Here is a 24,808-nt window from a genome sequence, read left to right as displayed (position 1 = left end):
GAATTGTTATGAAAAAAAATCAATATCGCCAAAAATACCTAAGCTTGGTTGTGTGTTCGATGCTTTTTGGGGCCGTAAACCCAGCATTTGCTCAAGATGATGAAAATAGTACTGCTAAAAATCCCAATGCCCCAAATGCCGTGCTAGATACGATTGATGTTGTGGTTAAAAAACGCTTAACCAAGAAAAGTGAAGAAGTAACAGGGCTTGGAAAAACAGTCAAAACAGCCGAGGAGATTAGCCAAAAACAAATCCTATCCATTCGTGATTTGGTCAAAGATACACCCGGTGTAGCAGTAGTAGAACAAGGTCGTGGTGCAAGTTCAGGTTATACCATTCGTGGTGTAGATAAAAACCGAGTTGCCGTTACTGTTGATGGGCTAAGCCAAGCTCAGTCATACTTGGTACAAAAACGCCAAACAGGCGAAGGTCGAGAGGGCAGCGGTGCAATCAACGAGATTGAACTGGAAAATATCAGTGCCGTCCAAATCAGCCAAGGGGCGAGCGGTACAGAGTCTGGTAGTGGGGCATTGGGCGGAGCGGTGAGTTTTCGTACCAAAAGTGTCAGTGATGTATTAGACCATGATAGCAAATTTGGCACCTTTTACAAAGGCTCTTATGCTAGCCGTGATAAGCAGACCATGCACTCTGCGGGCTTTGCCCTGCGTAATGACAAGGCTGATTTGCTCTTGCAATATACCGACCGTACCAAGCAGGCTGTCATACCACACAAAGACATATTGAACACAGAATATGGCATATGGCGATGGGGCAGTACGGCTGATGACTTGACGAATGGTGGCATTGTCTTTGATGATGATGATACGCATAAATTTATCGTCGTAGAAGAATGTCCTGACTATGAAACCAGTCTGGCGGGCTGTACGATTAAGAAAAAAGTGCTAAGCAAACCCATTTTTGAGAAAATGAATGCTAAAGATTACACAGGTACATACCGAGTTTTGGGCGACCCTATGGATTATAAATCTGGCTCATACTTGTTCAAATTAGGCTATAATCTTGCTCCACAGCATCGCTTTGAGGCAGTTTATGAGAGCACAAAACAAAAATATGACACCAGAGACATGAGCAAAGAAAGCTATCACTTAAAAGACACTCTGAATGGAGGTGCACTAGGCTCAGCTCGAAAAGTTTATCTTGGTAGTCGCTACCATGAAGGACTACATACTACGCCACCAGATGGAATTGCAGGTTATTGGTCGCAGGCTCGTTTTATTGATGAAAAACACAGCAAAGACAGATTTGGCTTAAGCTATCACTTTAAAAATGACAACAAAAACGCCTTAATTGATGATGCCAAAATTAGCGTTGATCGTCAAACGGTAGATATCAACAATTTTGTTACCGAAAAATACTGCTCTGAATACCCAACCATTGATAAAAACTGTGTGGCTAGTATTGATAAACCCAATTCTGCCGAAAAAAGCAACCGTACGATTTATGTAGAAAATCATAATGTATTGCGTGCTGATTTTAGTAAATTTATCCAAGGAGAGAAGATTGATCATAAGCTGTCAGCGGGTGTTGGTATAGATAAATTTAACTCCAAACGCACCATTTCAGACATTCACGAAAAGTCCTATAAACTACAATATGAATTCTTAAAAGATAAACACGGTGTGGAGGTGTGGTCAATCCAACCGCCTGTGCTAAAATATAGCGATGTGTGTAAAGATCAGCAATCTGGACTTGGTGAGGCACGTAAGTGTGGCGACAGTGTTATTACGGGGCATAATTTGCACGCATCATTAAAAGACACCATTTATTTTGGTGATTTGGTGGATTTAAGTTTGGGTTTACGCTATGATACGCATTTGTTTAATAGTGATGACAGCTGGACTGGTAAGGGTAAATACAACAACACTTCTTGGAATGCTGGGCTTGTGGTAAGACCAACTGATTATTTGGATATCATGTATCGAGCGTCATCAGGCTATCGCGTACCTAGTTTTAAAGAATTATTTGGTTATCGTTTGGACGGCTTAATTAAAGGTGAGGATGATGACAAATATGAAGCCACTAATGTTCGTCCAGAAAAAGCCTTAAATCAAGAATTGGGAATCAGTGTTAAAGGCAATATGGGCGTGCTTGATGTCAGCTATTTTGATAACCGTTACAAAGACTTAATTGACCTAACTTTAAAACACTTTGATAGACCAGCACCTAATTTACCTGTACAGATCTGGGGCTATCGCAATTACCAAGATGTTCATCTTGATGGTGTTAGTATTGGTGGTAAACTCTATTTTGACAGCTTATCAGATAAACTGCCACAGGGTCTAACAGGTCGTTTAGCTTACCTTAAAACCAATGTGAAAGAAAATAAGATTAAAGGGAACTTTATCAGTGCAGATGGTTATTTTCTAGATACCATCACACCAACCAGATATGTTTTTGGGTTGGACTATGCAGCTGATGGCGATAAATGGGGTCTTGGGGCAACTTGGACCATCACTGGTGCCAAAGATGCCAATGAGCTAAAAACACAGGCTGTCATACCTAGTGGTGAAAAGCATGAAAGAAAAGCCACCAATGTTAAAAGTCGTGGTTGGCATACCTTAGACCTGTCAGCGTTCTATCGTCCAACGGATTATATTACCGTGCGTGGCAGCGTTCAAAATCTTTTGAATCATCGCTATAGTACTTGGGAGTCGTTGCGTCAGACTTCTATCACTTCTGGCAATGCTCATGGACAAGCTTCGCTGAACCAATATGCCGCGCCAGGGCGTAACTTTGCAGTATCACTTGAGATGAAATATTAATTTTTTGACCAATGTGATGTGTGGTAAATTCATACAGGTGGACGCTGTTCGCCTGTATGCTTATTTTGTGAGATTATATGAAACGATTAGAATTGTGTGGCAGTGCGTTGCCATTGTTATTGTCCGTTGGACTGATGTGTCATGTACAAGCACATGCCAACATCATAGACCAGACCCAAGATGATCGCCGATTGCAGTTGTCTGACACCAACTCTGCCCCACCGCCCAGCCCAACACAACCAGCAATACCAACTGACACACAGGTGATTAATATTGATGAATCTACATTATTAAACAGCCCCGAGCTTTTGGCACGAGCGATGCTATCAGCACTGGTCTATAATAATATAGATGGCGTGCGGACATTGTTACCCATTTATCAAAAACAGCCGAAAGATTTGATAGAATATCCAATGATCGTTTGGGCAAACGCTGTACTATCAACACAAAACCAAGAACATAAAACTGCCATCAAGCTCTATAAAGATCTTAAAAATAACTACCCTGATAATCGGTTATTTGCAGCGCGTTTGGCCCAAAGCCTATTTGCTAATCGTCAATACAAAGAAGCTCGTAACATCATCACCAGCGATCCAATCTTGACACAACAACTATCGCTTTATTTAACTGCCATTGATAATTTTACCAAAACAGATGTCCGTGCTGGTGGTAATTTAATTATTGATAAAAATATTAATAATGCACCAAAAAATCGGAATTTGGGCGGTGGGTGGTCGGCAAACGCCCCAATATCTGCTCACGGCATAGCATTTAATACTGGCCTATCCAAAAGATTTTTGTTTGATGAAGGGGTGTCAATTTCCCCAGATGTTAGTGTGCGTGGTAAGCTGTATCGTGATGCCAAGCAGTATAATGAGGTGTCTTTGCGTTCATCGCTCAACACCAGTTTTCGTGATGCCAAAAGAAGCTTAAGTGTCGTTCCTTTTCATGAATTGACCTACTATGCAGGAGCAAAAAAAGAAAATACCGAGTTGAAGTATTTTTCTGATAGTGTGGGCGTGCGATTGGCAGGCAGTACTTTACTTGGTGCTGATAGCCAATTTTCTGCCAGTGCTGAATTTGCCAAAAATAAATATCAAACTCGTAAGCATCTAGATGGTTATAGCATCAGTTTGTCCCCAAGTTTTAGTACTAAAAGTCAGATTTTGGGCAATGCATGGCTGAGTATCGGTTCGGATTATCAATATACTAAGACACGAGACAAAGATGACTCGTACAGACGAATTGGCTTGACGGGCAGTATTTCTAAACAATGGAAAAATCTTGGTGTCAGTGCCAATGTCGGCATTGCTAATAGGCACTATTTGGCACCCATGCCCATTTTTAATAAAATTCAAATCAACAAAGAGTATAATGCAGGCATCAGTCTATGGCATGACAAATTTAAGTATAAAGGCCTCATGCCAAGGCTGACTTGGCAGTATCAAAAAACAGACAGCACCATTCCATTACATAACTATGATAAAAGCCGTGTGTTTGTTGAGTTATCAGGGGGTTTTTAGTTGATTGATTAGGCTGTAAATCCATTGCCTGCGGTTGTTTATGGGGCGGTGTGGTGTTATTCATGCAACAGTGTCTTGGTATGTATGGTAATGACTGCCCAATTTTTTTTGTGCTTATCTATATAAAAAAATAAAACGCTCAATTTTGAGCGTTTTATTTTTTTTGGCGTAAATTATTTTTCTTGTGATTTTAAAAACTGTACTAATGTTGGCACTGGGCGACCAGTAGCACCTTTGTTTTCACCACTAACCCAAGCTGTGCCCGCAATGTCCAAGTGTGCCCATGCTTGGTTGTCTTTGATGAAATGCTCTAAAAAACAAGCCGCCGTGATAGAACCACCTTTTGGACCGCCAATATTTTGTAAGTCAGCGATGCTGGATTTTAGCTGAGCCTTGTATTCATCTCCCAGTGGCATATGCCAGATTAAATCATTGGTAAACTCGCTGGCTTCTTCTAATGCAGACAAAGTGTCCTCGTCGTTGCAATAAATTGCTGAGCGATGAGCACCTAGTGCCACCACACAGGCTCCTGTTAAGGTTGCTGCATCAATGATGGTGCGTGGCTCATAATTATCCTGAACATAACACAAAGCATCGCATAGCACCAAACGACCTTCTGCATCGGTATTTAAAATCTCAACACTGGTGCCGTCCATTGCGGTAACGATATCACCGGGGCGAGTGGCTTTGCCAGATGGCATATTCTCGGCGGCAGCGATGATGGTAACTAGGTCAATCTGCATATTTGCTTCACAGACCGCCTTGGTTGTACCAAGCATGGCAGCTGCACCACCCATGTCAAATTTCATCTCATCCATGCCTGCAGCAGGTTTTAGTGAGATACCGCCTGTGTCAAAGGTGATGCCTTTGCCCACAAGAGCGATTGGGTTGTTTAGTTTGGCTTTTTTGTTCTTTTTGGTTTTGCCAAAGTATTCAATGACAATGAGTTTGCCTTCTTCGTCCGAGCCTTTTGATACCGACATGAAACAGCCCATGCCCAGTTTGGTGATTTCTTTTTCTCCTAAAACGGTAACCTCAACTTTATCACTGTATTTTTTGGCAAGTTTTTTGGCTTCTTTGGCAAGCGTGCTTGGATTGAGTATATTGGGTGCTTCATTTGCCAAATCTCGGGCAAAACTTTGACCTTCAAAGGTTGCTTTGGTCAGACTAAGAGCTGCTTGGTATTCAGCTTCGCTGTCTTTGTTGTTGATGAGGCTGACTGTCTCCAACTTGTCTGCATCGGCTTTTTTGGAGAAATGACGATCAAAACGATAGCTTGCATTGAGCAGTGCAAGGGCAAATTGAGAAAAATGTTTTTGGCAAATGACATCGCCCCACATAATCACGGCCGATTTGTGGTTTTTGATGGCTTTGTAGGTGGCTGCACCCAGCTTTTGGATATTGCTTGCCAGTTTATCTGATTTGCCAACACCCACTACCGTAATACCAACACCATTATCATCTAGTGCATGGTCGCTGACCAAGTCACACAGCCCGCCTGCAAAGTTTGATTTAGCGACTAACTGCTCGGCACGCTTGGCGTGGTCGTTGTCAGTATTGCCCAAGATGTTGCCTTCGTCGTCAGCAAAGAATACAAGCTGTGGCAAAGGATTGGATTTGGTTGGTTTTTTTAAAGTGAATGTTGAATGGGTAGAAAGGGTAATTGACATGATGATTCCTTAATGTGTTTATAAGATGATTTTTAGTGATTGAGATTTGTAAAAATGCACAGTTAGTTTAACACATTTGCCATGCTTTGTGTAAGGGGCTTAATAAAAAGTGATGTCAAAACATGATTTGTTGTATTGATTTGATGAGTGGGTTTGGTGTAAGAAACTGTCGATTGACATACCGCCTGTAAAAAATTTTTCAAGATTTTTGCAACGAAATTTTGATATAATGACCAATTGCTTTGCTTAATTTACTTGGATAAATCCGTGATTCTACGCCGTTATGTGATTCGAGAAGTCGCCATGACCACCGTTTTAGTGCTGGGGTTTTTGGTAGTGATATTGCTCGGTGGTCGCTTAATTCGCTATTTTGGCATGGTGGCAGAGGGTGGGTTGGACATGAGCGTTCTGCTGACTCTCATCAGCTATAACTTGCCATATTTTTTGGAACTGATTTTTCCATTATCGTTTTTTATTGGCTTGATGCTTGTCTTTGGCAGACTGTACGCAGACCACGAGATGGCGGCACTAAATGCCATTGGCATCAGCCGTGGACAGGTGGCAAGGCTGCTGTTGCCATTTGTGCTCATTGCTTTTGTGATGCAATTTTTTATCACAACCGTAGGCAAGCCATGGGGTGTGGCAAGAGCAACGAATGTCTGGCAAGAGCAATCGGTGCTGGAGATCTTTGATTTTATAACACCAAAAAAATTTGTTAGTAGTGGCGATTATCATTTATATGTCGGTGAAATTGGACAAAACCGAGAATATTTAAAAGATGTCATTGTGATTTGGATGCCAAACAAACAAGCCAATAAGTCGTCTTTAAACGACATTGCCAAGCAAGGCACAATTATTGACCAAAAGGTTGAATCACTTGCTCAAAACGCCCCAAGTCAGCCTGCCCAAGAAAAAGACACCGTCATTTATGCTAAGTCTGCCACACAGGTGGAGAGCGATGATGGTGTATTGAGATTGGATTTACATCAAGGCAGACGCTATGAAATTGATGCTGCCAGCAAAAAATACAGCCAAATAGGTTTTGAAAAATATCGCATCAGCTTGGCAGTAGGCAAAACTGATGAGCTAAAACCGATGAAAATTGAAGGTTGGGCAACGACAGACTTGCTTGATCATCTGAACAAAACCACTTTTAGCCCAAGCCGTAGCGAAATTCATGCTGAGCTGGGTTATCGGTTTGGTTTGCCTTGGTTGATTTTGATTGCTGTCATGATTGCACCGCCCTTGGCACAGGCAAGCCCACGGCAGGGCAGATGGCTTAAACTCATTCCTGCGATCTTGATTTTTGTGGTTAATGTGCTGATTTTGATTTCCTTAAAAGAAAGTGTCGCCAAAGGTAAGCTGGGCAACTGGGCTTATCCTTTGGTGCTTACGGTAATGTTCTGTGTGGCTTTGTACATCAATTATCATGAACGAATGATGGTAAAATTGCGTCTTGGACGGAGCGTGCGTACATGAGATCGTATCTTTTGGCACGCTATGTGATTCGTGCCGTTTTGTTTGCGATGATGGTTGCGGTGGTGGGCTTATGGCTGCTTCAAATGATCTTTGCCTATTTGAGCGAGCTAGAGAAGTTGAGCGATGTTTATACTGTCCAAGATGCACTTACTTTGATTTTATATCGCTCCCCGTATTTTTTGGTGCAATTTATCCCAACAGGGATACTACTTGGCTCGGTGATTGGGCTAGGACTGCTTGCGGGCAATAGTGAGCTGGTGAGTATGCAGGCATCTGGTGTGAGTAAGTATCGCATCATCAGCTGGGCAATGATTCCTGCTAGTCTATTTGTGGTGATTTCTCTTGCGGTGAATCAGTTTGTCCTGCCTACTGCCAATCAAAAAGCTACCGCCATCAGACATGATACACCCATGAGCCACCTGATATCGGTAGATGGTTATTGGTCGGTCAGTGAGCATGAGTTGGGGCAGGATATTGTTTATATCAGTTATGCTGACAGCGAGGGTAGATTGGGCAAGACCAAGCGATATACGCTTGATGGTAACAGCAATTTGATCCATGCCTTGCGTGCAGAGTCTGGTAATTATGATAAGATGGCTGTTCATTCGCCTTATTTAGATGGTCGTTACACTTGGCAATTGAATGATGTTGAGGCGATTGATATCGGCACACATGGGGTGCAGCATAGCCATGAGGATAGCAAACTGCTCACGCTACCCATTGCACCGACCGATGTTCATTTGCTCACACAAGACCCTGATGATATGTCATTGACCGACTTGTACGCACACAAACAGCTGATGAATCACCAAGGGGTGTCGTCTGCTCGGCATGAGCTAAAATTTTGGCAAAAGCTACTCTTGCCATTTGCGATATTATCCTTGGTGTTGGTGGCATCGTCATTTGTTTTTGGTTCACTACGGTCGCAAGGGCTTGGACTTCGGATTGTGCTGGCATTATTGACAGGGCTGTTGTTTAGCTATCTGACTGATTTGACAGGTTTTATTGCTTTGGCAGTCAATCTGCCTCCCTTGGCTATGACATTGTTACCCATCATCATCAGTGCGGCAGCAGGGATATATCTACTGAATAAACGCCAGTAATAAGCCAACAAAATACAGCAAAAAAAGCAGGTGGTAACCTGCTTTTTAAATCAGTTTAGCTTAAATCAGCTTAGCCTTCTGCACCATCTGGCACGAATACATAGCCCACACCCCACACGGTCTGGATATAGCGAGCTTGCGAAGGGTTATCTTCAATTAGGCGGCGTAGGCGAGAGACTTGCACATCAATAGAACGCTCCATTGCTCCCCATTCACGACCACGAGCCAAATTCATGAGTTTATCACGAGTCAAAGGCTCTCTTGGGTGTTGTACTAGGGCTTTTAAAACGCTGAATTCTCCTGTGGTCAGGGTAACAACATTGCCTTCTCGTTTGAGCGTGCGTGTGGATAAATCCAGCGTCCAAGAACCAAATTCTACCACTTCCATTTGTTGGCTTGGTGCACCAGGCAACTCACGATTTTGACGGCGTAGAACAGCTTTGATGCGAGCCAGTAGCTCTTTTGGGTTGAATGGCTTTGGCAGATAATCATCTGCCCCTGCTTCTAGCCCTGCAATGCGATCGGCATCACTTCCTTTGGCGGTGAGCATGATGATGGGTATGCCTGAATTCTCGGCACGCAAACGCTTGCATATACTGATGCCGTCTTCATCGGGCAACATAAGGTCAAGCACGATGAGCGAGAAAGCCTCACGAGCGATCAGTTTATCCATTTGCTTGCCATCGTGTGCCACACGCACCACAAAACCATCATCTTCTAAAAAGCGTTGTAGTAGTGTTCGCAGCCGCACATCATCATCAACCACCAAAATGCGATGAGCAATATTTTCGTTCAATTCTGTCATGTCTTATCCTTAGGTTTGTCCACTGGTTGATGTCAGATATTATAGATGTTTAGTGTACAACATTGCACAAAAAAATGTAACAACTTTTTGGCAAGTTTTTTGGCAATTTTTTATTATCATATCATGCCTACATGATGAATAAAGTAAAATTTACCAACGATAACAATTTTTAACCCAAATCTTTTAACCTAAATCGTGGTTTTGGGTGAATTTACGGTTTTTAAGATGAAACGACTGTGGTAAAATGCTCACTGTTTTTAATTTCATCTTTAACTTTAAAATAGAAAAAACCATGACAGACACCGTTCAACCTGCCATCAATCATGATGCCATCTATGAAAAACTTGCCAAAGAACACGGCGTGAAAACTAATCAAGTATTGGCGTTTGCCAACTTATTTGATGAAGGAGCGAGCGTGCCATTCATTGCGCGTTATCGTAAAGAGCAGACAGGTGGTCTAGATGACGCTGTTTTGCGTGGTCTTGAAAAAGGGCTGAGTTCTGAGAGAGATTTGGCGGCAAGACGCCTAAAAATCATGGAATTGATGGCTGCTCAAAATGTCTTGACGGCAGAGCTGATCTCACGCATTGAGGCGGCTGCCACCAAACTTGAGCTTGAAGAGATTTATCAGCCATATCGTCCGCGTCGCCGTTCTGTCGCTGCTCGTGCTAAACTTGCTGGTCTTGAACCGATTGCTGATGCAATTTTAGCAGGAGCTGACCCTGCTGATGCACTTTGTGGCTTTGTCTGTCCTGATACTTTGACCGACGAAATGGGTGAAACTTTTGAAGCTGACTTTAAAGATTTTGATAAGCAGTTGGCAGGGGTGCAGGCAATTATTTTGGACAATTGGGCACAGTCATTAGACTTATTGGACGAAGTGCGATTGGGCTTTAATAAGACTGCCAGCATTCGTTCAGAATTGGTGGGTGAAGAAAAACGAGAGGTAGGTGAGAAGTTTAAGGATTATTTTGAACATACTGAGTCGTTTGCCAAACTGTCAAATCATCGCCTGCTTGCCATGTTGCGTGGCCGTCAGCAAAATGTATTGGTGCTTCATGTTGATGGTGAAGATGAGCCGTTTGTCCAAAAAATCAAATCTCATTTTAATGTTGATGATAATGCTGCTAATGGTGCATTTTTAGCAGATACAGCAGATAAACTATGGCACGCCAAGTGGCGTAGTCAAATCGAGCACCGTTTATTAACCGAGCGTCGTGTGGCAGCCGAGACCGATGCCATTGGGGTATTTGCCGAAAACTTAAAACACTTACTGATGGCAGCCCCTGCTGGTCGCAAGGTCATTTTGGGTGTAGATCCTGGCATACGCCATGGGGTAAAAATGGCCGTCATCGATGCTACAGGCGATGTGTTGGCAACTGAAACGGTCTATCCATTTGAGCCTTATAATAAAGTTGATGCAGCACGCAAGGTGATTGCTGACTTGATACAAACATATGGCGTGGTATTGGTTGCCATCGGTAATGGTACGGCCAGTCGCGAGAGTGAGGCTCTGATAAAATCAATTATTGATGATGAAAAATTATCCGCCAAGGCTCTTGTCATTTCTGAGGCTGGTGCATCTGTATATTCGGCAAGTGAAATCGCAAGTAATGAGTTGCCCAATCTTGATGTGTCGGTGCGTGGCGCGGTGTCAATCGCTCGCCGTCTACAAGACCCCTTGTCTGAGCTTGTGAAGGTTGAGCCAAAAGCCATCGGTGTAGGTCAGTATCAACATGATGTTAATCAAACTGAGCTTGAATCAAGTCTTGATAAGGTTACTGAGGACTGTGTGAATGCGGTGGGGGTTGATGTTAATACAGCAAGCCCTGCCATTCTTGCACACATTGCGGGCCTAAATAAAAATGTCGCACAACAAATCGTCGATTATCGCCGTGTTAATGGTGCTTTTAAAAACCGTGATGAGTTAAAGGCGGTGCCAAGACTGGGTGTAAAAACTTTTGAACAAGCAGCAGGATTTTTGCGTATCAAAGATGGCACAGAGCCTTTGGATGCCACAGGCGTGCACCCTGAGAGCTATGGTCTGGTATACGAGATTTTGCGTCAGGCGGATAAATCGCTATCAGATGTTTTAGGTAATGAAAGTGTTGCCAAATCGCTCAATGACAGCAGTGATAATTTTAGCCAGCTTGCTACAGTACTTAATGAACTGGCCAAGCCTGCCCACGACCCTCGTGGTGAGTTTAAAACTGCTAAATTTCGTGATGATGTCAATTCTATCAAAGATTTGGCGGTTGGCATGGTGTTAGAAGGCGTGGTAACAAATGTAACTGCTTTTGGTTGTTTTGTTGATGTTGGTGTGCATCAAGATGGTTTGGTGCATATTTCTGAGTTGTCCGATGACTTTGTGGACAACCCTGCAAGCATCGTCAAACCCCAAGATATTGTCAGCGTTCGTGTGATTTCGGTAGATGAGGCTCGTGGTCGCATTGGTTTTAGCATGAAATCTGAAAAATCAGAAAATGCAGATGCGAACGGGGCGGGCAAAAAGCCGCCTGAGCAAGCCAAAGGCGAGCATCATTTTGAACGCAGATCAAAGCAGGCATTTGATAAAAATTCAAGCAACAAACCAAAAAAAGAGGCATATTCAAAATCTGCTAAGGTGAAATCAGACAAGCTGGGTAGTTTTGGTGCATTGTTAAAACAAGCAGGTTTGTGATGAATCATCAATTAAAAACCACCTTCTATGGGTGGTTTTTAATTGATATGCTGATATAAAAGTGTCATAATAAAAAATCCCCCAAAGTTTTGAGGGATTTTTTATTAGGCTTTGTAAAGCTAAAATTATTTGCGATCTTCTAATTTTACAAATGCACGATGCTTCTCGCCAGTATATCTTTGGCGTGGACGACCAATCTTGAAAGATTCTGAGTGCATCTCTGTCCAGTGTGCAATCCAGCCTGCGGTACGCGCTAGGGCAAAGATAACGGTAAACATTGAGGTTGGAATACCGATAGCTTTTAGGATAATGCCAGAGTAGAAGTCTACATTCGGGTATAATTTACGCTCAATGAAGTATGGGTCTGACAGAGCAATTCTTTCTAGTTCCATGGCCAGTTGTAGCTTTGGATCATTAACACCAAGTGCACCCAATACCTCATCGCAGGTTTGCTTCATCACTTTGGCGCGTGGATCAAAGTTCTTATAAACACGGTGGCCAAAGCCCATGAGTTTGGCTTCTTTTGTTTTTACTTTCTCCATGAATGATGCGACATTCTCAACCGTACCAATTTCATCTAGCATGGTAAGAACTGCCTCGTTAGCACCACCGTGTGATGGCCCCCAAAGAGCAGCAATGCCAGAAGCGATACAGGCATAAGGGTTGGCACCTGTCGAGCCCGCCAGACGCACGGTAGAAGTTGAGGCATTTTGCTCGTGGTCAGCGTGTAGGGTAAAGATTTTATCCATCGCTTTAACAAGTACAGGGTTTGGCTTGTAATTGACATCACCTGGTGTTGCAAACATCATATAAAGGAAGTTTTCAGCATAGCTGAAATCTTTGCGTGGATATAAGAATGGTTCACCGATTGAGTATTTATAACTCATCGCTGCCAAAGTAGGTACTTTTGCAATCAAGTCAACCGCTGTCTCATCACGATGCTCGGCATCAGAAATGTCTAGATGATTGTGATAAAAAGCAGACAGGGCACCGACCACGCCAATCATGATTGCCATTGGGTGAGCATCACGACGGAAGCCTTCAAAAAACTTACGCAACTGGTCATGAACAGCCATACGACCGCTCACACGCTCATAAAATTCTTCTTTTTGTTTGGCATTTGGTAGGTCGCCATATAGCAGAGCATAGCATACTTCTAAATAGTCAGCATTGTCAGCAAGCTCATCGATGGCATAGCCACGGTGTAGCAATTCCCCTTTGTCGCCATCAATAAAAGTCAGAGCGGACTCAACAGGTGCGGTCGCCATAAAGCCTGGGTCATAAGTCCAAAAACCTGCCTTGTTCACTGCGGTGATGTCTAGTACAGGGCGACCCAATGTAGATTCTAAAACTGGCATTTCATATTCTGTGCCATCTACGACCAATTTAACTTCTTGTGTCATGATAAACCTCTTTTGGTTGTGAATGTCCTATGTTTGCATCTTGGTCTGCCATCATGGCAAACTAAAAATGAAAACTGACGAGTTAAATCGCATCTTCATAAGCCTTTATTCAAGATGCGACATCCTTGTTTGGTGTTTTTGTGCGTAAAAAAAGTACGCATTGAACAGCTGGTGTGCTGATGATACAAAAACTTTGCACAACTTACAAGCATTCATCACAAAAATTTCTCAAAACACCTGTTTTAGCGTGGTTATTGCCAACAAAAAATTTGAAAAAATGAAGAGCTGTTGTGCCAGTTGTGATAAATTGTATGCAGTGATTGTAGGAAAAATTTTATATTTTGACAAGGGCTTTTGTTCATCATGACATTATTTGTAACAATTGATTGATCACATTTGTTGATAAAAAATTTATAAAAATCACTCAAATACTAAAACATTAATACTAAAACTACTAAAACATTGCTTATAACGATTGCTTAAAAGTTCTTTATAGCCAGATATTAAACCAAATCTTGATGACAACGCCACAGGCAGTGCAAGATTTGATGGTAAAGATTTTTTGGTATTAATTAGATGGTATTGATTAAATTTTGTTGTGATGTTGCGATTGTTTTTTATTAGTTACAAAAAATTGCCACATTTTTAACAAAAATGCCCAAATTTGTTTGTAAAATTTCGCCAAGCGTTTTATAATTCCGATATTTACCAACCTGCTTTTATAAACGATAATCACTTGCAATATCAAGCTGTTGGCAAAACTTTCATGCAAGTTTTGCCTGCCATGATGGCAGATGGTTTGGTTCATTGATTATGATTTAAAAGTATTTTCAATTTTTTTTGATGGTGTTCGCTGTGTAGGGTTTTGACTCTTAGGTGCAATTTGTTTTATTAAGAAAATGTGTTAAATCCGATCATTAAAGGTCTTAATTTGCCTTATTGTTTAGTATTTAGGATTGAACAACACAAAACAAATGTGCATTTGGAGCTTCCTTTGTCAGCCAGCTCTCCTTGCCCTTTGCGGCGTTAATTAGATAAGGATGCCCGCTGTGAAAAGCAACCGACCGATTAACCTACCTTTAAGCCAAGTGATTGCGGTGAACTCAAAATCTCCGATTGCAATGGCTTCTATTTTGCACCGTGTTTCTGGCATTGTGCTGTTTTTACTTGTTCCTGTGATGCTATGCGTTCTGCAAACATCATTATCATCGCCTGAAAGCTTTGCTTCGGTATTTGATAATTTGTTGGTTCGTTTTGTGGCATGGGTTTTTGTGGCGGCAACGGCTTATCACTTTGTGATGGGCTGCAAACATTTGCTTGCTGACCTTGGCATGAATGAAGAATTTAAGTCTGGCAAGACTGCTGCAGTTGTGAGCTTTGTGATTGCAGCGGCCTTGATTGTGGCTTCGTTTGTATGGGTGATGTTCTAATGGCTAGAAATAATTCAGGTATCAAAAGTGCAACAGGCTTGACGGGCTCAGGCTCACGAGATTGGATTTTACAACGCATCAGTGCGGTTGTTCTTGCGGTGTATGCACTGGTTGTTGTAGGATTTTTCTTATTTAATGATGTCAATTACGACACTTGGCATGGCTTTATGATGAGCTTGCCCATGAAGCTGTTTAGCCTTGTGATGATTTTATCGCTCGTGTTTCATGCGTGGGTGGGTATGTGGACGGTGTTTACTGACTATGTAAAATCATCAGGTCTGCGTTTGGTGCTACAAGCAGTGGTGATCATCGCTGTTTTGGTGTATCTGTTCTGGGGCGTGATGATTTTTTGGTAATCTGCCGATCATCATCTGCTAAATTGATAATATTTTAGGAATTAACATGGCATCAGCACAAGATAATACAATCAATAATATCCCCACGCTCAACTTTGATGCAGTCATTGTTGGTGGTGGCGGTTCAGGTATGCGTGCGTCATTACAGCTTGTAGAAGGCGGTATGAAAGTTGCGGTACTGACTAAGGTTTTCCCAACTCGCTCGCACACTGTGGCTGCACAAGGTGGCATCGGTGCATCTTTGGGCAACATGAGTAATGACAATTGGCATTTTCACTTTTATGATACTGTGAAAGGCTCTGATTGGCTGGGCGACCAAGACGCTATTGAATATATGTGCCGTGAAGCACCAAAAGTCGTCTATGAGCTAGAACACATGGGAATGCCTTTTGATCGTAACGCAGATGGCACCATTTATCAACGCCCATTTGGTGGGCACTCTGCCAACTATGGTGAAAAGGCGGTACCTCGTGCGTGTGCAGCTGCTGACCGTACAGGACATGCGTTGCTTCATACTTTATATCAAAAAAACCTTGAAAAAGGCACCCAATTTTTTGTTGAATGGATTGCACTTGATCTTATTAAAGACTCAGAAGGCAACATCAATGGCGTGGTGGCTCTTGACCAAGAAACTGGCAATATCTCAGTATTCCAAGCTCAAACGACTGTTCTTGCTACAGGTGGTGCAGGCCGTATATTTAAAGCGTCTACCAATGCTTATATCAATACAGGTGATGGTCTGGGCATGGTGGTGCGTGCTGGCATTCCATTACAAGACATGGAGTTTTGGCAATTCCACCCAACGGGTGTGGCAGGTGCTGGGGTGTTATTGACCGAAGGTTGCCGTGGTGAGGGTGCTATCTTGCGTAATAAGCATGGTGAAGCGTTCATGGAGCGTTATGCCCCAACACTAAAAGACCTTGCACCTCGTGACTTTGTCTCTCGTTCTATGGACCAAGAGATTAAAGAAGGTCGTGGTTGTGGTCCTAATGGTGATTACATCGTGATGGACATGACACACTTAGGTCATGCTGAAATCATGAAGCGTCTGCCTTCGGTATTTGAGATCAGTCATAACTTTGCTAATGTGGACATCACCAAAGAGCCAGTACCAGTTGTGCCAACGATTCACTACATGATGGGCGGTATTCCAACCAATATCCACGGTCAGGTTACTGTACCTGTACTAGATGGTCATGTGGACGAGCAAGGTCTGTATACTGAGGGTCGTATCATTAAGGGTCTGTATGCCATTGGTGAATGTGCGTGCGTATCTGTTCATGGTGCGAACCGTCTGGGCACCAACTCACTGCTTGACCTTGTGGTATTTGGTCGTGCAGCAGGTCAGCACATTCTTGATGAATTTGCTAAGTCTGACCGTAGCTACAAGCCACTTAATCCACGCGTCCTTGATTTTACCCAAGCACGCCTTGACAAATTACAAAACTCTACTGAAGGCTACAACGCTCAAGAGGTGGCTGATGAGATTCGCAACATCATGCAATCTCATGCTGGCGTGTTCCGCACCCAAGCTTTGATGGATGAAGGGGTTGAAAAGATTTTGGCGATAGCACCAAAAGTTGCCAATATTCACCTAAAAGACAAGTCTGCCGTCTTTAATACTGCACGCATTGAAGCCTTAGAAGTTGCCAACCTTTATGAAGTTGCCAAAGCAACCATGTTGTCAGCAGCCCTTCGTCATGAATGCCGTGGTGCTCACTCTGTATTAGACTATGAGCGTCCTGCTGATGATGATTATGCACCATTGGGTCGTAATGATCATGAATGGATGAAGCATACGCTTTGGTATTCAGAGAATAACCGTGTGATTTATAAGCCAGTTCGCAAAAAACCACTGACTGTGGACTACTGTGAACCACGGGTTCGTACTTTCTAATTAATGATTTTATCAATGAACTTAGGCTGACAGCCAATAATAATATTTTTTTGTGTCATCAGCCTAAGTTTCATACCGAATATTTTTGTGGAGAAGGACTATGAGTCGAGGCACTCGCATTGTAGAGATTTATCGCTACGACCCAGACAAAGACAACGCCCCTTATATGCAGACTTACGAGATTGAGCTGCTAGAAAGCGACCGTATGCTACTTGATGTGTTGTTGCGTTTAAAAAAAATTGACGAAACTTTGACATTCCGTCGCTCTTGCCGTGAGGGTATTTGTGGTTCAGATGGCATGAATATCAATGGCAAAAATGGCTTGGCGTGTTTGATTAATATGAACACCCTGCCAAATAAGATTGTCGTACGCCCACTGCCTGGCTTGCCTGTGATTAAAGATTTGGTTGTGGACATGAACCAGTTCTACGCTCAGTACGAAAAAGTTCACCCTTACCTGATTAACAGCCAGCCTGCACCACCAAAAGAGCGTTTGCAGTCACCAGAAGACCGTGAAAAACTCAATGGTCTTTATGAGTGTATTTTATGTGCGTGCTGTTCAACTTCTTGTCCGTCATTTTGGTGGAATCCAGACAAGTTCCTTGGCCCATCAGCACTACTTAACGGTTATCGTTTCATCATTGATAGCCGTGACAGCGATACCCAAGCACGACTTGCTCGTCTTGATGACCCGTTTAGCCTGTTCCGTTGCCGTGGTATCATGAACTGTGTGTCGGTTTGTCCAAAGGGTCTAAACCCAACCAAAGCCATCGGCCATATCCGCAATATGTTGCTTGATGTAGCAGGTTAGTGACTGTTTGATGTATTTAAGGTCTTATCTTTTGATAAGACCTTTTTTGCTTTGCTTGGTTTAGACCAAAAAAGTGTTGCTAGGATTTATGATCAATGATAAAAATTGATAAGAACTGTTGGCTGATTGATGGCTGATTGATAAAAGCTGGCTCATTTTTATTTGGTTGGATGATTTGACAAAATACATGATAAAAAAGTACGGTCAAAAATTTAAGTTTTATAAAATTTTTTGCCAAAAGCTGGTGATTGATAATTTAAATGGGAATTTTTTACGAAATTTTACGACCATATACATTTTTAAAAACATTGCAACTTGTTATCTTGTGTGAAATGGCGTACACTATACAGTTGATATGCGTCTTATAAAAATACTCAGGCGTATCGGTAGATATTTTGATCGGTGTTGAGAGTTTTTTCAACGATTAACAATGATTTATCCTAAAAATTCCCAAAGAAATGGCGAAAACTATGACAAACAGTAAAAATACGGTGGCATATCAAAACACCGAATTGGCAGCGGACGGTGCAGCGTATATTGAGGCGTTGTACGAGGATTATTTGGCAGATAAAGACAGTGTCAGTGAAGAATGGCAAGCATATTTTGCAGACTATCGTGTTGACACTGATGCACCACATAATGCGATCAAAGAGCAGTATTTATTGCTTGCTCGCAACCAGACCAAAGGTCGTTTGGTGCAAACAGACGGCAACTGTGATCCAAAACAAATGGGTGTACAGCAGCTCATCTCTGCTTACCGTCGTCGTGGCCATCGTGTGGCAAACCTTGATCCTTTGGGTTTGCAAAAACGCCCAGAGATTGAAGATTTGACTTTGGCATATCATGGTTTGTCTGAGGCTGATCTTGATACGGTTTTCCCAACCAATTTGATGAGTATTGGCAAGCAAGAAGCCACTTTGCGTGAAATCATTGAAATTTGTGAACGCATCTACTGTGGTAGCATCGGCTATGAGTATATGCATGTCTTTACAGCGACCGAAAAAAAATGGATTGAAAACTATATCGAATCCAATCAGGGGCATATCCGTTTTGATAAGGATAAAAAGCTAGAAATCTTTGACCGCCTGACTGCTGCTGAGGGTTTGGAAAAATACCTTGCGCGTAAATATACAGGGGTAAAACGCTTTGGTCTAGAAGGTGGCGAGAGCTTCATTCCTGCGGTACATGAGATGATTCAGCGTGTTGGCGATTATGGTGCCAAAGAGGTTGTCATTGGTATGGCTCACCGTGGTCGTCTGAATCTGCTTGTGAACATCATGGGTAAAAACCCTGCTGCCTTATTTGATGAATTTGATGGTAAAGTACAACCAACCATTGGCTCAGGAGATGTTAAATATCATAATGGGTTTAGCTCAAATGTCATCACCAAAGGTGGCGAACTGCACTTGGCATTGGCTTATAACCCATCGCATTTGGAGATTGTCTCACCTGTGATGTTGGGTTCTGTACGAGCACGCCAAGCTCGCCGTTCTGAAAAATATGGCTATGAAATTGACAACAAAACCGTGTTGCCAATCGTGGTGCATGGCGATGCTGCTTTTGCAGGTCAAGGTGTCAACCAAGAAACTTTCCAAATGTCGCAAACTCGTGCCTATAAGACAGGTGGCACTTTGCACATTGTGATTAATAACCAAGTTGGCTTTACCACTAGCCGTCCAGAAGATGCTCGTTCAACAGAATACTGCACCGATGTGGCGAAGATGGTTCATGCACCAATTTTGCATGTTAATGGCGATGACCCAGAAGCTGTGGTATTTGCTGCTCAGCTGTTGGTGGATTATCGTCATGAATTTGGTCGTGATATCGTGCTTGATATTGTTTGTTACCGCCGTAATGGTCATAATGAATCAGACGAGCCATCAGCAACCCAACCTTTGATGTATCAAATCATCAAAAAGCTACCAACCACACGCACGCAGTATGCCAACAAATTGGTGGCAGAAGGCATCATCGATCAAGAGCAAAGCGGTCAGATTGAAGATGGCTATCGTGTGGCACTTGATAATGGTCAAGATGTGGCAAGAGGGCTTGCCAAAGACCCAGATATCAGTTTGTTTGTGGATTGGAAACCCTATATCGGACATAAACTAGAAGACGACTGGCAAACTGGCGTGGATATTGAGAAGCTCAAATCCTATGGTCAGGCGATGGCAAAAGTGCCAGAAGGCTTTGAATTACAGCGTCAAGTTGCCAAGGTCATTGAACAGCGTCTTGCCATGCAAACAGGTCAAGAACCACTTAACTGGGGTGCAGCTGAGACTTTGGCGTATGCGTCGTTGGTTGATGAGGGTCTGCTTGTGCGTATCACAGGCGAAGATGTGGGTCGTGGTACATTCTCGCATCGCCATAGCGAACTTTATAACCAAAAAGATGGCAGTCTTTATGTGCCATTACAGCACATTCGTGAGGGGCAGGCACGCTTTGCCACCTATAACTCACTGCTGTCAGAAGAGGCGGTACTTGCTTTTGAATACGGCTATGCCAGCACCATGCCAAACGCTCTCATTGTTTGGGAGGCTCAGTTTGGTGATTTTGCCAATGGTGCACAGGTTGTGATTGACCAGTTTATCTCATCAGGCGAAACCAAATGGCAACGCCTATCAGGTCTGGTCATGCTGTTGCCTCACGGCTTTGAGGGGCAGGGTCCTGAGCATTCGTCAGCTCGTCTTGAGCGTTATTTACAGTTGTGTGCTGAGGACAATATGCAAGTCATCACACCAACGACACCTGCACAGATTTTTCATGCGTTGCGTCGTCAAGTGGTGCGTCCTGCACGCAAGCCTTTGATTGTCATGTCGCCCAAATCGCTATTGCGTCATCCGCTTGCCACCTCAACGCTAGAAGAGCTTGCTGATGGTAAATTTGAAACCGTATTGCCAGAGATTGATGCACAAGACAACAACAAAGTAACTCGTATGGTACTGTGCGGTGGTAAGGTGTATTATGAGCTGCTTGACCAACGCCGTAAGCTGGGTCTGGACCATGTGGCGATTGTGCGTATTGAACAGCTTTATCCGCTACCAGAGGCACGCATTTTAGAAGAATTGGCGAAATATCCAAATCTTGCTGATGTCGTGTGGGCACAAGAAGAGCCTTTAAATCAGGGTGCTTGGTACTTCCTGCTACCAGAGATGTATCGCATCATGGCAACTGAGTCTGCCAAACTTGCTGCCCCTGCGGCACGCCCTGCTGCGGCAGCCCCTGCAACGGGCTCACCTAAGATTCATGCTGCCCAACAGCAGGCATTGATTGCTGATGCACTTGGCGTAACTGTAGGCGATTTGAAGTAATATTCTTGCCAAACCGAGTATTTTGGTTTGGCGTTTTGTATTTTTTTAATTAAATTTATAAACCTAGGAGTTTATCATGGCTGAAATTAAAGCCCCTGTATTCCCAGAATCAGTACAAGATGGTACGATTGTAGAGTGGCATGTTGCTGAGGGCGAGCAAGTATCTCGTGACCAGCTGCTTGCTGAAATTGAGACAGATAAAGTTGTGCTAGAAGTTGTTGCCCCTGATGATGGCGTAGTAACCAGCATTGCCAAAGGCGTGGACGATACTGTACTGTCTGCTGAGGTGATTGCTCAATTTGAAGCAGGTGCAACCTCTGCTGTGGCCAAAGATGCTGATGCACCATCATCAGAGGCTCTGTCTGAGTCAGAAGCTGCTAAGGGTACAACGATTGACCCTGCCTCTGTTGCTGCTCCTGTACAGCCAAAAGGTGCAAATGCTGAACAAAGCTTTAAAGACCAAAGCCCAGCTGTGCGTAAAGCTGCCAAAGAGACAGGTGTTGATCCTGCTGATGTACAAGGCTCGGGTCGTGGTGGGCGAGTTACCAAGTCTGACATGATCAACCCAACGCTTAAAACCGCCTCTGGTAGTGTGATTGCCACCGCTGTGGGTGAGCGTGCCGAGACTCGTGTGCCAATGACTCGCCTGCGTAAGCGTATCGCTGAGCGTCTGCTGTCTGCTACCCAAGAAACAGCGATGCTGACCACTTTTAACGAAGTCAATATGAAGCCTTTGATGGACTTGCGTGCCAAGTATAAAGATCAGTTTGAAAAACGCCATGGCGTAAAACTTGGTTTCATGTCGCTGTTTGTTAAGGCTGCCACCGAAGCATTGAAGCGTTTCCCTGCGGTGAATGCCTCTATTGATGGCGATGATATTGTGTATCATGGCTATTATGATGTGGGTGTGGCGGTATCGTCTGATCGTGGTTTGGTGGTGCCTGTGCTTCGTGATACAGATGGCATGGGCTTGGCCGACATTGAAGGCGGTATTCGTGATTATGCGGTCAAGGCCAGAGAAGGCAAGCTGTCTATTGAAGAGATGACTGGTGGTACATTCACCATCACCAATGGTGGTGTGTTTGGCTCATTGCTATCAACCCCAATCATCAATCCACCACAAACTGCCATCTTGGGTATGCACGCCATCAACGAACGCCCTATGGCGGTTAATGGTCAGGTGGTTATCCTGCCGATGATGTATTTGGCATTGTCTTATGATCATCGCCTGATTGATGGTAAAGATGCGGTGCAGTTCTTGGTGGCAATTAAAGAGCTGATCGAAGACCCAGCGCGTCTGATTTTAGACATTTAAACTTTAAATGATTGACCCATCTTGATAGGGTGGGTACTTTTGTTGGGCAAATCATTTGGCAAGTTGTTTGGCATTGTGTTGAACAATTTGTTAAAAAATAGTATCAGATAACACAATAAGAGAAAAATATGAAAACTTCATACGACTTAGTAGTAATCGGCGGTGGGCCAGGTGGCTATGAGGCCGCCATTCGTGCTGCCCAGCTGGGTTTTAGCACCGCTTGTATTGAAAAACGCATTCATAAAGGCGAGCCTGCTCTTGGTGGTACTTGCCTAAATGTCGGCTGTATCCCATCAAAAGCCCTGCTAGACAGCTCACACCGCTATGAAGCGACCAAGCACGAGCTTGAAGAGCACGGCATCAGCACAGGCGATGTTAATATTGACATCAGTAAAATGCTAAACCGCAAAGACACGATTGTCAAAGGTCTGACCGCTGGTGTGGCAGGCTTGTTAAAAGGCAATGGCGTAGATTGGCTACAAGGCGTGGGTACGCTGGTTGATGGCAAATCGGCTGAAAAACAAGTCAAATTTACCGCTCATGATGGGGCTGAGACCACCATCACCGCCAAATATGTCATCTTGGCGGCAGGCTCTGTACCGATTGATATCCCTGTGGCCAAGACAGATGGTGAATACATCGTGGACAGCACAGGGGCGTTGGAGTTTAGCGAGGCACCAAAACGCCTAGGCGTCATCGGTGCAGGCGTGATTGGCCTAGAGCTTGGCTCGGTGTGGCGTCGCCTTGGTGCTGAAGTGGTGGTGTATGAGGCAATGCCAGAATTTTTGGCTGTGGCTGACAAAGACATCTCAAAAGAAGCTGCCAAATTGCTCAAAAAACAAGGTCTAGACATTCGCACCGATACCAAAGTTACCAAAGCTGAGGTGGTAAACGGTGAAGTTGTGGTAACCACTGATGTCAAAGGCGAAAGTAAAGTCGAAACTTTTGATAAGCTGATTGTCTGCGTGGGTCGCCGTGCATACAGCGAAGGCTTGTTGGCAGAGGGCTGTGGCATTGAGCTGACCGAGCGTGGCCTTGTGGCGGTTGATGACCAATGCAAAACAAACCTTGATGGCGTGTATGCCATTGGCGACCTAGTGCGTGGGCCGATGCTTGCACACAAGGCGATGGAAGAGGGCATGATGGCGGTAGAACGCATTCATGGTGAAAAGGCGCAGGTCAACTATGACACCATCATCAGTGTGATTTATACCCACCCTGAGATTGCATGGGTGGGATTGACCGAAGAAGCCGCCAAAGCCAAAGGCCATGAGGTAAAAACTGGCTCGTTCAGCTTGGCTGCCAATGGTCGTGCTTTGGCACAGGGCGAGGGTCAAGGTCTGATTAAAGTCGTTGCTGATGCCAAAACTGACCGCCTACTGGGCCTACACATGGTGGGTGTGGGTGCAGGCGATATCGTGCATCAAGGCATGATTGCCTTAGAATTTGTGTCCAGTGTCGAAGATTTGCAGTTGATGACTTTTGCCCACCCAACGGTGTCAGAGGCTGTGCATGAGGCAGTATTGTCAGCAGATGGCCGTGCAATCCACGCCATTCAGCGTAAAAAGCGTTAATGGACGAATCCAACATCATTAACGATATTAACGGATAAAAAAACACCCATCACACTGTTGATGGGTGTTTTTTTTGATTGTGATTAGGCTTTGTTTGGGTTTTGCCTAGACTGATAAGCATTTTTTATGTTTGTGTTATGGTGGTTTGGGTTGGTTGATTTAACTTTATGATACCAAAAACATGATGAGCCTAGCTTAGATACAAACCTTAAAAACCGCTTAATGATAAGCGGTTTTTAAGGTTTTAGATAAAGTCTATGCTTGATTATTTCCAGCGATAGCCTGCACCTGCACCAAAGGTACTAGCACCAGATGAAGTCAAAGAACCACCAAGTTTATAAGTAACCTTGCCAGACTCAGTCGCACCAGTCAAGCCAACTGCTACGGCACTTTGACCATTATAAAAACCTGTGCCACCAGTGATGTACTGACTGCCTGCAGCTGGTGCTGGCATCATACCAAGAGCAACGGCACTGGCGATGCCTGCACTTAGACCTTTATCCATCTTACCAACTTTGGTATCAAGATTTTTGTAGTTGTTGCTTACCGTGTCAACACTGGTGTTTAGTGTGTTGTATTGGTCTGCAATGGTGGTGATTCGCTCATTAGCAGCTTTCAAGTCAGCAGCATTTGCTTTGGCTTGAATGCTGGTTGTGTTAGCAGCAATC

16 protein-coding genes are annotated in these 24,808 nt (G+C 43.7%); 12 read left to right on the top strand and 4 right to left on the bottom strand.

Annotated elements, in window-relative coordinates; genetic code table 11:
• Positions 1-8: 8 nt before the first annotated feature.
• Positions 9-2,783: a lactoferrin/transferrin family TonB-dependent receptor gene (locus U9670_RS07290; RefSeq protein ID WP_323842256.1), complete on the top strand. Its 2,775-nt coding sequence runs from the start codon at positions 9-11 to the stop codon at positions 2,781-2,783.
• A gap of 77 nt (positions 2,784-2,860) precedes the next feature.
• The gene (locus U9670_RS07285) at positions 2,861-4,306 is read left to right on the top strand and encodes a surface lipoprotein assembly modifier (protein ID WP_323842257.1); all 1,446 of its coding nucleotides are present in this window, start codon (positions 2,861-2,863) and stop codon (positions 4,304-4,306) included.
• Between the two features lie 173 nt (positions 4,307-4,479).
• On the opposite strand, the gene U9670_RS07280 is transcribed toward U9670_RS07285, so the two are convergent.
• Positions 4,480-5,976 carry a leucyl aminopeptidase gene (locus U9670_RS07280; RefSeq protein WP_323842258.1) on the bottom strand — a complete coding sequence of 499 codons (1,497 nt, stop codon included), beginning with the start codon at positions 5,974-5,976 and terminating at the stop codon, positions 4,480-4,482.
• Between the two features lie 267 nt (positions 5,977-6,243).
• On the opposite strand from U9670_RS07280, the gene U9670_RS07275 reads away from it, so the two are divergent.
• Positions 6,244-7,455 (top strand): LPS export ABC transporter permease LptF, encoded by a 1,212-nt coding sequence (locus U9670_RS07275; RefSeq protein WP_323842259.1) that lies wholly within the window; start codon positions 6,244-6,246, stop codon positions 7,453-7,455.
• Entirely contained in the window at positions 7,452-8,558 is a 1,107-nt protein-coding gene (gene lptG, locus U9670_RS07270; protein ID WP_323842260.1) for an LPS export ABC transporter permease LptG, read from the top strand. Before U9670_RS07275 ends, lptG begins: the two co-directional genes overlap by 4 nt.
• Positions 8,559-8,628: 70 nt before the next feature.
• On the opposite strand, the gene ompR is transcribed toward lptG, so the two are convergent.
• Positions 8,629-9,363, bottom strand: a complete 735-nt coding sequence (gene ompR, locus U9670_RS07265; RefSeq protein WP_323842261.1) for an osmolarity response regulator transcription factor OmpR — start codon at positions 9,361-9,363, stop codon at positions 8,629-8,631.
• Positions 9,364-9,643: 280 nt separating this feature from the next.
• On the opposite strand from ompR, the gene U9670_RS07260 reads away from it, so the two are divergent.
• Entirely contained in the window at positions 9,644-12,043 is a 2,400-nt protein-coding gene (locus tag U9670_RS07260) for a helix-hairpin-helix domain-containing protein (protein ID WP_416381518.1), read from the top strand.
• 125 nt (positions 12,044-12,168) lie between these two features.
• Here the strand turns inward: U9670_RS07260 and gltA are convergent, their stop codons facing one another.
• Entirely contained in the window at positions 12,169-13,446 is a 1,278-nt protein-coding gene (gene gltA, locus U9670_RS07255) for a citrate synthase (protein WP_323842263.1), read from the bottom strand.
• A 1,040-nt stretch (positions 13,447-14,486) separates the two neighbouring features.
• Here gltA and sdhC point away from each other — a divergent pair.
• The 7 genes from sdhC to lpdA all read left to right on the top strand — a co-directional run bounded on the left by sdhC (position 14,487) and on the right by lpdA (position 24,140).
• Complete coding sequence (sdhC, locus tag U9670_RS07250; protein ID WP_323842264.1) at positions 14,487-14,876, top strand: succinate dehydrogenase, cytochrome b556 subunit; 390 nt, start codon at positions 14,487-14,489, stop codon at positions 14,874-14,876.
• 20 nt (positions 14,877-14,896) lie between these two features.
• Positions 14,897-15,232 (top strand): succinate dehydrogenase, hydrophobic membrane anchor protein, encoded by a 336-nt coding sequence (gene sdhD, locus U9670_RS07245; RefSeq protein ID WP_323842305.1) that lies wholly within the window; start codon positions 14,897-14,899, stop codon positions 15,230-15,232.
• A 46-nt stretch (positions 15,233-15,278) separates the two neighbouring features.
• Complete coding sequence (gene sdhA, locus U9670_RS07240; RefSeq protein WP_323842265.1) at positions 15,279-17,129, top strand: succinate dehydrogenase flavoprotein subunit; 1,851 nt, start codon at positions 15,279-15,281, stop codon at positions 17,127-17,129.
• 100 nt (positions 17,130-17,229) lie between these two features.
• On the top strand, positions 17,230-17,940 hold the full coding sequence (locus U9670_RS07235; protein ID WP_323842266.1) for a succinate dehydrogenase iron-sulfur subunit: 711 nt from the start codon (positions 17,230-17,232) through the stop codon (positions 17,938-17,940).
• 470 nt (positions 17,941-18,410) lie between these two features.
• Positions 18,411-21,251, top strand: coding sequence for a 2-oxoglutarate dehydrogenase E1 component (locus U9670_RS07230; protein WP_323842267.1), 2,841 nt, complete (start codon positions 18,411-18,413; stop codon positions 21,249-21,251).
• Between the two features lie 76 nt (positions 21,252-21,327).
• Positions 21,328-22,566, top strand: a complete 1,239-nt coding sequence (gene odhB / locus U9670_RS07225; protein WP_323842268.1) for a 2-oxoglutarate dehydrogenase complex dihydrolipoyllysine-residue succinyltransferase — start codon at positions 21,328-21,330, stop codon at positions 22,564-22,566.
• Positions 22,567-22,694: 128 nt separating this feature from the next.
• Complete coding sequence (lpdA, locus tag U9670_RS07220; protein WP_323842269.1) at positions 22,695-24,140, top strand: dihydrolipoyl dehydrogenase; 1,446 nt, start codon at positions 22,695-22,697, stop codon at positions 24,138-24,140.
• Positions 24,141-24,405: 265 nt separating this feature from the next.
• Here the strand turns inward: lpdA and U9670_RS07215 are convergent.
• Positions 24,406-24,808 (bottom strand): YadA-like family protein (locus U9670_RS07215; RefSeq protein WP_323842270.1); only part of this gene is annotated, 403 nt, incomplete at its 5' end.

The organism is Moraxella tarda (assembly GCF_035181405.1).
Lineage (GTDB): Bacteria > Pseudomonadota > Gammaproteobacteria > Pseudomonadales > Moraxellaceae > Moraxella.
Note: the sequence above shows the minus strand (reverse complement) of the source record. Positions and strands in the feature narration are given on the sequence as shown.